Source organism: Kluyvera sp., assembly GCF_047971185.1.
Taxonomy (GTDB): domain Bacteria; phylum Pseudomonadota; class Gammaproteobacteria; order Enterobacterales; family Enterobacteriaceae; genus Kluyvera.
Genome location: NZ_JBKDZH010000046.1, coordinates 1 through 13,429, shown reverse-complemented (window position 1 = coordinate 13,429; position 13,429 = coordinate 1). Strand labels below are relative to the sequence as shown.

Below are 13,429 nucleotides of genomic sequence, written 5' to 3'. Positions count from 1 at the left end.
AAATTGATTATTAATACATTTATTCAGTTTTCTTTTCTTGTGTAAACGATTCCACTAATTTAGCCCATGTCACACTTTTGCCCATTCTGTTATGATAAGGTTATTCCATGCCATAAGCTTAACGGAGCTAAAAATGAAAGTATTGGTTACAGGTGGTAGCGGTTACATAGGGAGCCACACATGCGTACAGCTGCTGCAGCAGGGTCACGACGTCGTTATTCTCGACAATCTGTGCAACAGCAAGCGTAGCGTCCTGCCGGTTATTGCCCGCCTGGGCGGTAAAGAAGCCACCTTCGTCGAAGGCGATATCCGTAACGAAGCGCTGATGACCGAGATCCTGCGCGATCGCGCCATTGACGCGGTGATCCACTTCGCAGGCCTGAAAGCCGTGGGCGAATCGGTACAGAAACCGCTGGAGTACTACGACAACAACGTCAACGGTACCCTGCGTCTGATTGCCGCCATGCGCGCCGCCAACGTCAAAAACTTCATCTTCAGCTCCTCGGCCACCGTCTACGGCGACCAGCCAAAAATCCCGTACGCGGAAAGTTTCCCGACCGGTACCCCGCAAAGCCCGTATGGCAAAAGCAAACTGATGGTTGAGCAGATCCTCACCGACCTGCAAAAAGCGCAGCCGGACTGGAGCATCGCGCTGCTGCGCTACTTCAACCCGGTTGGCGCGCATCAGTCTGGCGATATGGGCGAAGACCCGCAGGGTATTCCGAACAACCTGATGCCGTACATCGCACAGGTGGCGGTGGGCCGTCGCGAATCGCTGGCCATTTTCGGTAACGACTATCCGACGCCAGACGGCACCGGCGTGCGCGACTACATCCACGTGATGGACCTCGCCGACGGCCACGTTGCCGCCATGGAAAAGCTGGCCAACAAAGCCGGCGTACATATTTATAACCTCGGTGCCGGCGTCGGCAGCAGCGTGCTTGATGTGGTCAACGCGTTCAGCAAAGCCTGCGGCAAACCGATTAACTACCACTTCGCTCCGCGTCGTGACGGCGATCTCCCGGCCTACTGGGCCGATGCAAGCAAAGCCGACAAAGAGCTGAACTGGCACGTCACCCGTAACCTCGATGAAATGGCGCAGGACACCTGGAACTGGCAGTCCCGTCATCCTCAGGGATATCCCGATTAAGGATTCTGTAATGACGCAATTTAACCCCGTCGACCATCCGCATCGCCGTTTTAATCCATTAACCGGCCAGTGGATCCTTGTTTCACCGCATCGTGCAAAGCGCCCATGGCAAGGGGCGCAAGAGACACCGTCAAAACAGACGCTGCCCGCCCACGATCCGGATTGCTTTTTATGCCCGGGTAATACCCGGGTGACGGGCGATAAAAACCCCGACTACACCAGCACATACGTTTTTACCAACGACTTCGCGGCGTTGATGACCGATACCCCGGACGCGCCGGAAAGCGACGATCCGCTGATGCGCTGCCAGAGCGCGCGCGGCACCAGCCGCGTCATCTGCTTCTCGCCGGACCACAGCAAAACGCTGCCGGAGCTAAGCCTCGACGCGCTGCAATCGGTGGTCAAAACCTGGCAGGAACAGACCGCCGAGCTGGGCCAGCAGTATCCGTGGGTTCAGGTATTTGAAAACAAAGGCGCGGCGATGGGCTGCTCCAACCCGCACCCGCACGGCCAGGTATGGGCCAACAGCTTCCTGCCAAACGAAATCGAGCGTGAAGATCGCCTGATGCGCGAATACTACCGCGAGCAGGGTTCTGCCATGCTGGTTGACTACGTAAACCGCGAGCTGGCCGACGGCAGCCGTACGGTGGTGGAAACGGAGCACTGGCTGGCGGTGGTGCCATACTGGGCGGCCTGGCCGTTCGAAACGCTGCTGTTGCCGAAAGCGCACGTGCTGCGCATCACCGATTTAACCGATGCCCAGCGTGAAGACTTAGCGCTGGCGCTGAAAAAGCTGACCAGCCGTTACGACAACCTGTTCCAGTGCTCCTTCCCCTACTCGATGGGCTGGCACGGCGCGCCGTTCAACGGAGAAGACAACGCCCACTGGCAGCTGCACGCGCACTTCTATCCGCCGCTGCTGCGCTCGGCCACGGTGCGTAAATTTATGGTCGGGTACGAAATGCTGGCAGAGACCCAGCGTGACCTGACGGCAGAACAAGCGGCTGAGCGCCTGCGCGCGGTCAGCGACATCCACTTTCGCGAGTCCGGAGAATAACAATGAGTCTGAAAGAGAACACCCAAACCCTGTTTGCTGAGAAATTCGGCTACCCTGCCACCCACGTTATTCAGGCGCCGGGCCGCGTTAACCTGATTGGCGAACATACCGACTACAACGACGGCTTCGTGCTGCCGTGCGCCATCGATTATCAAACGGTGATCAGCTGTGCGCCGCGCGACGACCGTCTGGTACGCGTGATCGCCGCCGACTACGACAACCAGAGCGACGAGTTCTCGCTGGATGCGCCGATTGTCACCCACGACACGCAGCAGTGGTCTAACTACGTTCGCGGCGTGGTGAAGCATCTGCAAAAGCGTAACAACGCCTTTGGCGGCGCGGATCTGGTGATCAGCGGCAACGTGCCGCAGGGCGCGGGCTTAAGCTCATCTGCCTCGCTGGAAGTGGCGGTCGGTACCGTCTTCCAGCAGCTGTATCATCTGCCGCTCGACGGCGCGCAGATTGCGCTCAACGGCCAGGAAGCGGAAAACCAGTTTGTCGGCTGCAACTGCGGCATTATGGACCAGCTGATCTCCGCGCTCGGCAAGAAAGACCACGCGCTGCTGATCGACTGCCGTACGCTGGGCACCAAAGCCGTCTCCATGCCGGAAGGCGTGGCGGTGGTGATCATCAACAGTAACTTCAAACGCACCCTGGTCGGCAGCGAGTACAACACCCGCCGCGAACAGTGTGAAACCGGCGCGCGCTTCTTCCAGCGCCAGGCGTTGCGCGATGTCACCGTTGAAGAGTTCAGCGCCGTCGCCGATAAGCTTGACCCGATTGTGGCCAAACGCGTTCGTCACGTGCTGACCGAAAACGCCCGTACCGTCGAAGCCGCCAGCGCGCTGGAGAAAGGCGATCTGCTGCGTATGGGTCAGCTGATGGCGGAATCCCACGCGTCGATGCGCGACGATTTCGAAATTACCGTGCCGCAGATTGATACGCTGGTCGAGATCGTCAAAGCGACCATCGGCGACCAGGGCGGCGTGCGCATGACCGGCGGCGGCTTTGGCGGCTGCATCGTGGCGCTGATGCCGGAAGCGCTGGTCCCGGCGGTGAAACAGGCGGTTGCCGAGCAGTATGAAGCGAAAACCGGCATCAAAGAGACCTTCTACGTGTGCAAACCGTCACAAGGAGCTGGCCAGTGTTAAGAGAAACGCCCGCGCTGGCCGCCGATGGCCAGCCGTACCGTATCATTACGCTGCGTAACGGCAACAACGTTGTCGTCACGCTGATGGACTGGGGCGCCACGCTACTGTCGGCGCGTATTCCGCTAAAAGACGGCAGCGTCCGCGAGGCGCTGCTGGGCTGCGCCTCGCCGGAACAGTATACCGAACAGGCCGCGTTCCTTGGCGCATCGATTGGCCGCTACGCCAACCGTATCGCCAGCAGCCAGTTCCCGCTGGCCGGTGAGACGGTTCACGTCGCGCCAAGCCAGGGCGAACACCAGCTGCACGGCGGGCCGGAAGGCTTCGATAAGCGCCGCTGGGCAATCGCCAGACAAAATGACGCTGAGGTGGTGTTTACGCTGACCTCGCCGGATGGCGACCAGGGCTACCCAGGCGAGCTGAAGGCCACGGCCACCTATCGCCTGACCGACGACAACCGCATCTCGATTGAATATCGTGCCACGGTCGATAAAGCCTGCCCGGTGAATTTGACCAACCACGTCTATTTCAACCTCGACGGCGAGCAGACCGACGTGCGCAACCATACGCTACAGCTGCTGGCGGATGACTATCTGCCGGTGGATGAGAGCGGTATCCCGCATGACGGCCTGAAATCGGTCGCCGGCACCAGCTTTGATTTCCGTCAGCCGAAAGCGGTGGCGCAGGACTTCTTAAGCGATGACGACCAGAAAAAGGTCAACGGCTACGATCACGCGTTCCTGCTCCAGGCGAAAGGGAATGCGGATGAAGTCGCGGCCAACGTCTGGTCACAGGACAAGAAGCTGCAAATGGCGGTCTATACCTCGGCCCCGGCGATTCAGTTCTACTCGGGGAATTTCCTCGACGGCACCCTCTCCCGGACCGCCCAGCCTTACGCAACGTGGCAAGGGCTGGCGCTGGAGAGCGAATTCCTGCCGGATAGCCCGAACCACCCTGAGTGGCCGCAGCCGGACTGCGTGCTGCAACCAGGGCAAGAGTACGTTAGCCTGACGGAATATCAGTTTATCGCGCTGTAATTTCCGCCCCTCCCCGGGGTCGGCGTGAACGCCTCGCCCGGGCTACCTGAAAATGTAGCCCGGCCGAGCGCAGCGACGCCGGGCCCCCACGCCGAAGTTTTAAGCATTTCGCTGAAAATAGCGCCATCCACAGACAAAATAATAACGCCGAATTCACATGTAGCTTACACTGCGGCACTATTTTCGCTATGGTTATGCATAAGCGTTGCCGCTGAGGCAATCACGGCAATATAATGAGAATTGTTATCATTCAATAAAGCTTGAGGAGTGAGAGTATGGCTGTAACTAAGCTGGTACTGGTTCGTCACGGTGAAAGTCAGTGGAACAACGAAAACCGCTTCACCGGTTGGTATGACGTTGATCTGTCCGAGAAAGGCGTTAGCGAAGCAAAAGCAGCGGGCAAGCTGCTGAAGGCTGAAGGCTTCAGCTTCGACTTTGCTTATACCTCTGTGCTGAAACGTGCCATCCACACCCTGTGGAACGTACTGGATGAACTGGATCAGGCCTGGCTGCCGGTTGAGAAATCCTGGAAACTGAACGAGCGTCACTACGGTGCGCTGCAGGGTCTGAACAAAGCCGAAACCGCTGAAAAATACGGTGACGAGCAGGTTAAACAGTGGCGTCGCGGCTTCGCGGTAACCCCGCCAGAGCTGACCAAAGACGACGAGCGCTACCCGGGCCACGACCCGCGTTATGCGAAGCTGACCGATGCAGAACTGCCGACCACCGAGAGCCTGGCGCTGACTATCGATCGCGTGGTGCCTTATTGGAATGAAACCATTCTGCCGCGCCTGAAAAGCGGTGAGCGCGTGATCATCGCCGCTCACGGTAACTCCCTGCGTGCGCTGGTGAAATACCTGGACAACATGGGCGAAGATGAAATCCTCGAACTGAACATCCCTACTGGCGTACCGCTGGTGTATGAATTCGACGAGAACTTTAAGCCTATCAAACACTACTATCTGGGCAACGCAGACGAAATCGCCGCGAAAGCCGCTGCGGTAGCGAACCAGGGTAAAGCGAAGTAATAAACCCGCCCTCTCTACGGAGAGGGCGCTTCATCTCTGGTAACCTCAATCCATAGCTGGAAAATGCGTAAAATATGAGGCTCAGTAACTCTGTTTGCATAATCGGTGTAAGCATCTAAATGGCGTGCTGAAAGCAACGTGGCAAACTCTCCGGCTTTATCTTCGAACATTTGCGCATTAATCGAATCCCATGGCATTTCAACCATATTTTTTAAGAATGCATCGGCCACCTCATCATCCCATTTTGACGCCATGAGCATAAGCAGTGTTTGATGCCACATATGGAAACTAAGCAATGAAGGAATCAGGCTAATCGTTAGCGCTTTCGTCAGCAGATGTGCTCTTCCAACCAACAATTTAGCCAAATAATTATTAATGACCGGTTCAGACTGACTTGAGATCGCTAGCTCCAGCAGTTCTATTGCCCGCGCGTCGGTAAGCGCATTCACCATCTGGCGTTGATAATTGTCGATCTCAGCAAACGCCTTGCAATCCAGCAAAATGATCTTATTGATGATACCAACATCAATATCATCTGCATATTTCGCAATCGTCGCGATGACATGACTTAACGATAAAGCATACATGACATCGTCTTCTGCGAATTTATCTCTCTTTTCCTGAGGGAAAAACGATTCCAGATAACCATTTAACCACTGGCTTATCCGCGTTCGGTCTGCGCATTTATCAATAAGTCGTATCAGCTCAACCTCAACGCCAGCTAAATTATGCCCATGTGTAATATTACGTTCATAAAAAGCAATAAAATCAGCACAAAGTGGCAATAGTACTGAGGTTGGAGAAGTATTGAAGAATGACAGGGCATACATAATCGTATCCATTTTGTCATTCTTAATAGCATCAAGGGCGACATCAGCAAATGAAGTGAGCTGATGCGTACTGGCGATATTCCATAAATAGGCATAAACAATAAAGTCAGCACGCTGTTTACTCTGTTGGCAGGCAGCAAATAGGCGTGATTCATGCACGGAAAGACCAGGCCAGCGCTTTAAAACCCCCACCCGGCTTTCAAGATAACTATGACCAAGACTCTTGAAAAGCTTGTCATCATCCAGACAGGCAATCAAAACGTTTAGTTCCTCTTCGAAATCGATCGCTTCCCCCAGCTCAAACAGCGTCTTCTTCAAAATAAATCTGAACGTTTCCTGAGGCATCAGAGATTGATATAAAACGGCTATCAAGCTGGTAGGAGCAATGTCCCTGATAGCAAATAAGGCAGAGTATAAATCCTTATACGATCGAGTTCCGGCCACGATCGCCTCTAGCAGAGGCAGGTCAGAGTCATCGCCGTAAAGCCTGAGGGTATCTGAAGCGAGACAGGTTAACACTCGCGCGTCAGCTTGCCAGCGACGTAACGTCTTTCTCGCAAGGGCCGTAATGACAGCCACTGGTCCACTCCACCAAATCTGATACTCCCCTCCTGAGATTTTGGTCGCAAATTGCATTCCTCCCGATGAGTCATCAAGCGCATACTGAAGTACAGCAATATCCCCCGAACGGGCCAACGCCACCAACCTCTGACCTTCATGCTGATGATCACGCAACCCCTGCTTAGAACGTAAACGAGCCACTGCCTTTTCCGTGCCGAGCATACCTAATGCAACCATTGCCGCACTACGTACCATTATTTCCGGGCTTTGCTCTTGTTCCAGTAGCCAGGCTTCCGCTGCAGCAAGCATTGGGGCACCAAGAGCTTTGGCAATCGTAGCCCCACAGATTAAATCCTGCTTCAGAATAAAATTCAGAAATCCCAAGGCTTCGGGTGGCGAAATCAGCTCGCCCACAAAATGCCATGCATCTCTTCCTATCCCTTTAACGATCCGACGGTCCAGTTCACGCCAGTTCTTCTCAAGCCTCTGTGCCAGTAAATAATCAAGCAAGATATTGTGTTCTGTGAAGATATAACGACTGTCTACTTTTTTAAGCACTTCAAACTTAGTAATAAAATCGGTAAACATCACCAGAGACGGGAAGGTAAAGAAAATGCCATCTCCATGGAGCGCCAAGTTAACTTTACTGGCCAACTCACTAAGTTTGTCTTGTTCAAGTACGTAAGCCCCAAATCCAATCCGTATTTCGTAGACAATCACAGCCATCACTGAGACGATAGTGAAGTTATCCAACTTATTGAGGTCCGTATCGGCTGATGTAATCCGACTACGACTTTGGAAAATTTTTTCCTTCAATATCGAGTCTAACATTACTGAAAAAGCTTTCGGTAATGTAGAGTGTATCTGGAAGAAATCCAGCGCATTGGTTAGGCCGAAGGGGGAGCGTAAAAAAGCGGTTTGCGGCTGCTGTATGATTAATCTCATTTCGTCATGAAAGACGTACAATAACGCCTCCGGGAGAACCGCATGCGCAATATTGATAATCTGCCTGTAAGTCAGAGGTTCTATACGCAGGATAAGATTGATGCCATTAATTGTGACGGGAATGCGCAATCCAGTATCTCTAACAGTAATAATACAGGGATACTCTGCTGAAATTGCTTGCAATTCATTGATGAAAGCACTGACATCTGACTCCTGCATTTCATCCAAACCATCGAATAAAAAAACAAAGCGCGACGGCAAAGATCGCCAGCTTCCCCAACTTATACCCAGGCTGGACTCAATGGCTTTATCCAGCCCACCGCGACTATAGGTATTGAGTGCAACGATAACAGGAAGATAGTCGCTCCTCTCCTCCAGAAGATGGAAACGAATATACTGCTGAAAAACAGTCTTACCACTGCCACCAGGGCAGGCAATTAGTATCTTCCCCGGTGCTGAAAAGAACATTGAGGAGCGATGAATAAAATCTGAGTAAGAATACTTGGTGGCCGCATTATCGTAATGAGCCTGATTATCCGTGCGGATATTCTCCGGCGTCTGACTTTGACTCAACGATAAATCGGTATACCCGGAAGGAGCCTTGCTGATACGAGCTCGATACTTATGAATATCAAAGTTAGCGCGCGGATATTCACGCACAACAATGTCAACGGCAAAAAAGCGATCCAACACAGGAATAATCTCTTGCCAGACTCTGGTCAACTCATTGTCGAAATCGACCGCCGACCAGACAATGATTCGTGCGGTGTCAATGTAATCACAAACTATTTCTACGGGATTTGATCCCAACTTTTTTAATGCATTGCTCTGCGTAACATAGCCTTTTGAAAGCACTTCCTCACATTTTTTTTTCAGATCGCTAAAACCATTCTGGCGCATCATTGCCCTTGTCGTTTTAGCGACATCTCCCGTCGTAACGATAAAATGCTGTTCAGGGGTATCATTCTGTAAAATACCATTGAGAGCGATTTTTACGACTTCATCCGCCAGAGTGTCCGTACCGAGTGCCGCGGCATAGCGTTTACACTGAATACAAATAATTCCCTGAGTCTGGTTATCTCTGGCCGTACAGTCAAAGCCTCCATCAGTGGATTTTTGTCTACCCGCCTCAAGAGTGAAACCCATTTTCCTGCCAATTTCGCTCATTGCAACATAGACAAAATCCTCGAATTTATCGGGAGTCATCTGGGACAAAGGCAGAGGCTGGCCTCTAAATAAATTCGGTTTTTGCATGGGTAACACTCAGCATATTAGTTAGAGTAACTCATTGATTCTACAATTAGAGGATAGTCAAAGATACATAGCCTCCCGGCAAAAATAAAAAAACCGGCACATGGCCGGTTTCGGGGAATAACGCAGACATTAACCGCGACGCGCTTTCACCGCATTCGCCAGCTGGCGCAGAATAGCGTCGGTATCATCCCAGTTAATGCAGGCGTCGGTGATGCTTTTGCCATACACCAGCGGCTCACCGCTGTCCGGGTTCTGATTGCCTTCCACCAGATGACTTTCGATCATCACGCCCATAATGGCTTTCTCGCCGCCCGCGATCTGCTGGCAGACGTCCGCGCCCACTTCCATCTGTTTTTTGTACTGCTTAGAGGAGTTTGCATGGCTGAAGTCGATCATGATTTGCGCAGGCAGGCCCGCTTTCGCCAGACCGTCCTTCACCGCCGCCACATGGGAAGCGCTGTAGTTTGGCTCTTTACCACCGCGCAGGATGATATGGCAATCGCCATTACCGCTGGTGTTAACAATGGCAGAGTGGCCCCACTTGGTCACTGACAGGAAGCAGTGCGGCGCGCCGGCGGCGTTAATTGCATCGATGGCCACTTTAATCGTGCCGTCGGTACCGTTTTTGAAGCCAACCGGGCAGGAGAGACCGGAAGCCAGTTCGCGGTGCACCTGAGATTCGGTAGTACGTGCGCCGATAGCACCCCAGCTCATCAGGTCAGCCAGGTACTGCGGGGTGATCATATCGAGGAACTCGCCCGCCGCCGGCAGGCCGGTGTCGTTGATGTCCAGCAGCAGCTTACGGGCAATGCGCAGGCCGTCGTTAATCTGGAAGCTGTTATCCATGTGCGGATCGTTAATCAGCCCTTTCCAGCCCACGGTGGTGCGCGGCTTTTCAAAATAGACGCGCATGACGATTTCCAGCTCGCCGTTCAGCTCTTGACGAATTTTCAGCAGGCGCTGAGCGTACTCTTTCGCCGCCACAGGATCGTGAATGGAGCACGGACCGATCACCACCAGCAGGCGATCGTCTTCGCCTTTCAGGATCTGATGGATCGCTTTACGCGCCTGAGACACGGTGTTCGCGGCGTTTTCGGTAGCGGGGAATTTCTCAAGGAGTGCGACTGGCGGTAATAACTCGTTGATCTCTTTAATGCGTATATCGTCGTTCTGATAATTCATGACTGTTCCAGTGTTGCCATACTTATTCAAGTGAGTGCAATCCCTTCAATCTATATCGCAACTCAAAAAGTGTAAACTGGCTTTTACACTTTAGCCGGATAATAGCTGAAAAAACCCTACAAATTAGAATTTAATAGCAAATAACCGGCTTAATATCGCGATAATGCAAAATATAAAACCACATACAATAATAAAAACAATATATTTCATAATCACCTCACCGCCAATGCACTATTTTTATCCAGCGCCCGTCACGACGTATTTCTGTGCGCAAAAAGCAAAGATCTGCAATGATGTCAGATAGTCACATTCAACATACGGAAGGAAGAGCGTCATGGCGCACAGGCACGATTCACATTCTCACGCCACCCAGGATGATAGTAACGCCCGCCGTCTACTGCTGGCGTTTGGCGTCACCGCCGGCTTTATGGTCGTGGAAGCGATTGGCGGTCTGGTCTCCGGTTCGCTGGCGCTGCTGGCGGACGCCGGGCATATGCTGACCGACTCCGCCGCCCTGCTGTTTGCGCTGCTGGCGGTGCACTTTGCCCGCCGCCCGCCGAGCACGCGCCATACCTTCGGCTGGCTGCGTCTTACCACCCTCGCCGCCTTCGTCAACGCTATCGCGCTGCTGTTTATTATTATTTTGATCGTCTGGGAGGCGGTGCAGCGCTTCAACCATCCGCAGCCGGTGGCTGGCGTGACGATGATGGTGATTGCCGTCGCCGGGCTGCTGGCCAACGTGCTGGCGTTCTGGATCCTGCATCGGGGCAGTGAAGAAAAGAACCTCAACGTGCGCGCCGCCGCGCTGCATGTGATGGGCGATCTGCTCGGCTCAGTCGGGGCGATTATTGCGGCGCTGGTGATCATGACCACCGGCTGGACGCCCATCGACCCGATTCTGTCGGTGCTGGTTTCCTGCCTGGTGCTGCGCAGCGCATGGTCGCTGCTGAAAGAGAGTGTTAACGAGCTGCTGGAAGGCGCGCCGCAGTCTATCGACGTGGCGGCTCTCAAACGCACTATGCGCCGTTCTCTGCCGGAGGTGCGCGACGTGCACCACGTTCACGTCTGGCTGGTAGGCGAGAAGCCGCTGATGACCTTACACGTGCAGGTGGTTCCGCCGCACGACCACGATGCGCTGCTTGAGCGGATCCATCACTTCCTCGAAGAGCATTATCAGATCGACCACGCGACGGTGCAGATGGAATACCAGCCCTGTAGCGGCCCGGAATGCCACCTCAATGAGGCGCATACCGAACACGGGCATCATCACCACCACTAATGAGATAGCGCGCGAGAGCCGCGCTCACGCGCGCTATTCATCCACATACGGCTGCCGTTCAGGGCAATAAACGTCAGAATCAGATACTCCAGCGCCATCGCGTACACGCCCTGTAGCGTAAAGATAGCCACGCTGATGACGTTAATAATCACCCACAGCAGCCAGTTTTCGACGTATTTGCGGGTCATCAGCACCATCGCGGCAATCGACAGCACCATCATGCATGAATCCCAGAACGGAAACGCATCCGGCTGCAGCGTCGGCATCACCACGTTCATGCCAAGCCCTTGCATCACGTTCACGGCAACGCGCGTCAGCACGGCGAACACCGGGTCGATATACAGCGTCATCAGCGCAATAGCGACCACGCAGGCGGCCAGCCAGGCCAGCGCCTTAGGCAGCGGCAGCCAGCGAATTTGCAGCTCGGCTTCATGCTGGCTGTTCTGCCGTGACCAGGCATACCAGCCGTACAGGTTGGCGGCGAAGAAGAACAGCTGTAACAGCAGGCTGGCGTATAGCTGGATCTGGAAAAAGATAATCGCAAACAGCGTAACGTTGATCAGGCCGAACAGATAGTTGACGATCTTCTCAAGGCTGGCCAGCCAGATACACAGCAGGCCGGCAATGGTGCCTACGGCTTCAATCCACGACAGATCGTAGCCGCCCGCCCCGATCGGGATATGGACCAGAATGTTTTGCGTGCTAAAAAAATCCATTTCAACTCCAGCGTGTTAGACAGGTTATCCTCGTAGTGTAGCCGCAAAATCCAGCATGCGGTTCAACGGAATAAGCGCGCCTTTACGCAGCGACTCGTCAACGTGAATTTCATGCGCCGCGCCGCCGTTCTCGAGGCTCTCTGCAATGGCTTTCAGGCCGTTCATTGCCATCCACGGGCAGTGAGCGCAGGTACGGCAGGTTGCGCCTTCGCCGGCGGTCGGCGCTTCAAACAGCTCTTTATCCGGTACCGCCTGCTGCATTTTGTAGAAAATGCCGCGATCGGTCGCCACGATGAGCTGCTGGTGCGGCAGATTTTTGGCGGCGTTGATCAGCTGGCTGGTTGAACCTACCGCATCGGCCATATCGACAATCGCCTGCGGCGACTCCGGGTGCACCAGCACCGCCGCCTGCGGATAGAGCGCTTTCATGCGGCTGAGCGCCTGCGTTTTGAACTCGTCATGGACGATACAGGCCCCCTGCCAGCACAGCACGTCAGCTCCCGTTTGCTTTTGCACGTAGCGGCCAAGGTGGCGATCCGGCGCCCAGATAATTTTTTCGCCCAGGCTATCAAGATGTTCAATCAGTTCAACGGCGATGCTGGAGGTGACCACCCAGTCGGCGCGTGCTTTCACCGCGGCAGAGGTATTGGCGTAGACCACCACGGTACGATCCGGATGCGCATCGCAGAAGGCATTGAACTCCTCAATCGGGCAGCCGAGATCCAGCGAGCATTCCGCATTGAGCGTCGGCATCAGAATGGTTTTTTCCGGGCTGAGGATTTTTGCCGTCTCGCCCATAAAGCGCACACCGGCCACCAGCAGCGTGGAAGCCGGATGCTTCGCGCCGAAACGCGCCATCTCCAGCGAATCAGAAATACAGCCGCCGGTCTCTTCAGCCAGCTGCTGAATCTCGGGATCGGTGTAGTAGTGCGCCACCATCACCGCGTTGCGTTCTTTCAGCAAGCGCTTGATTTTCTCGCGATAAAATTGCTTTTCATCGTCGCGCAGCGGCGTTGGCTTGGGTGGAAACGGGTAAATCGCTGCTTCAGGATCGAACATCACGCTCATCATGCTTCTCGTTTTACTGGCTTAACGAAACAGGCGGATATCAGGCGGAGAGTCGCCGTAACCGCGGCAATATGTTTTATATGCTAAACAAGATAGCCGATTGCGAGGGAAATGTCGTGATGAATTTTCGAGGACGGTGCCCTCCCGGCGTCGCTTTGCTCGGCCGGGCTACGC

10 protein-coding genes are annotated in these 13,429 nt (G+C 54.1%); 6 read left to right on the top strand and 4 right to left on the bottom strand.

Annotated features, from left to right (window positions below):
* Nucleotides 1–133: 133 nt before the first annotated feature.
* The 5 genes from galE to gpmA all read left to right on the top strand — a co-directional run bounded on the left by galE (nucleotide 134) and on the right by gpmA (nucleotide 5,420).
* Nucleotides 134–1,150 (top strand): UDP-glucose 4-epimerase GalE, encoded by a 1,017-nt coding sequence (gene galE, locus ACK5JN_RS12745; RefSeq protein WP_416870524.1) that lies wholly within the window; start codon nucleotides 134–136, stop codon nucleotides 1,148–1,150.
* Nucleotides 1,151–1,160: 10 nt separating this feature from the next.
* Nucleotides 1,161–2,207 (top strand): galactose-1-phosphate uridylyltransferase, encoded by a 1,047-nt coding sequence (galT, locus tag ACK5JN_RS12740; RefSeq protein WP_416870523.1) that lies wholly within the window; start codon nucleotides 1,161–1,163, stop codon nucleotides 2,205–2,207.
* Nucleotides 2,208–2,209: 2 nt separating this feature from the next.
* Nucleotides 2,210–3,358, top strand: a complete 1,149-nt coding sequence (gene galK / locus ACK5JN_RS12735) for a galactokinase (RefSeq protein WP_416870522.1) — start codon at nucleotides 2,210–2,212, stop codon at nucleotides 3,356–3,358.
* Nucleotides 3,352–4,392, top strand: coding sequence for a galactose-1-epimerase (gene galM / locus ACK5JN_RS12730; protein WP_416870521.1), 1,041 nt, complete (start codon nucleotides 3,352–3,354; stop codon nucleotides 4,390–4,392). The genes galK and galM overlap by 7 nt, the downstream gene beginning before the upstream one ends.
* Nucleotides 4,393–4,667: 275 nt before the next feature.
* Nucleotides 4,668–5,420: a 2,3-diphosphoglycerate-dependent phosphoglycerate mutase gene (gene gpmA / locus ACK5JN_RS12725; protein ID WP_020884954.1), complete on the top strand. Its 753-nt coding sequence runs from the start codon at nucleotides 4,668–4,670 to the stop codon at nucleotides 5,418–5,420.
* Nucleotides 5,421–5,434: 14 nt separating this feature from the next.
* Here gpmA and ACK5JN_RS12720 read toward each other — a convergent pair whose 3' ends face one another.
* The gene (locus tag ACK5JN_RS12720) at nucleotides 5,435–9,010 is read right to left on the bottom strand and encodes a restriction endonuclease (RefSeq protein ID WP_416870520.1); all 3,576 of its coding nucleotides are present in this window, start codon (nucleotides 9,008–9,010) and stop codon (nucleotides 5,435–5,437) included.
* 129 nt (nucleotides 9,011–9,139) lie between these two features.
* Nucleotides 9,140–10,192, bottom strand: coding sequence for a 3-deoxy-7-phosphoheptulonate synthase AroG (gene aroG / locus ACK5JN_RS12715; RefSeq protein ID WP_416870519.1), 1,053 nt, complete (start codon nucleotides 10,190–10,192; stop codon nucleotides 9,140–9,142).
* Nucleotides 10,193–10,526: 334 nt separating this feature from the next.
* On the opposite strand from aroG, the gene zitB reads away from it, so the two are divergent.
* The gene (gene zitB, locus ACK5JN_RS12710) at nucleotides 10,527–11,471 is read left to right on the top strand and encodes a CDF family zinc transporter ZitB (RefSeq protein WP_416870518.1); all 945 of its coding nucleotides are present in this window, start codon (nucleotides 10,527–10,529) and stop codon (nucleotides 11,469–11,471) included.
* Here the strand turns inward: zitB and pnuC are convergent.
* Both pnuC and nadA read right to left on the bottom strand, forming a co-directional pair.
* Entirely contained in the window at nucleotides 11,468–12,187 is a 720-nt protein-coding gene (pnuC, locus tag ACK5JN_RS12705; RefSeq protein ID WP_416870517.1) for a nicotinamide riboside transporter PnuC, read from the bottom strand. The two genes, zitB and pnuC, sit on opposite strands and share 4 nt — an antisense overlap.
* A gap of 24 nt (nucleotides 12,188–12,211) precedes the next feature.
* The gene (gene nadA, locus ACK5JN_RS12700; protein WP_416870653.1) at nucleotides 12,212–13,255 is read right to left on the bottom strand and encodes a quinolinate synthase NadA; all 1,044 of its coding nucleotides are present in this window, start codon (nucleotides 13,253–13,255) and stop codon (nucleotides 12,212–12,214) included.
* Between the last annotated feature and the right edge of the window lie 174 nt (nucleotides 13,256–13,429).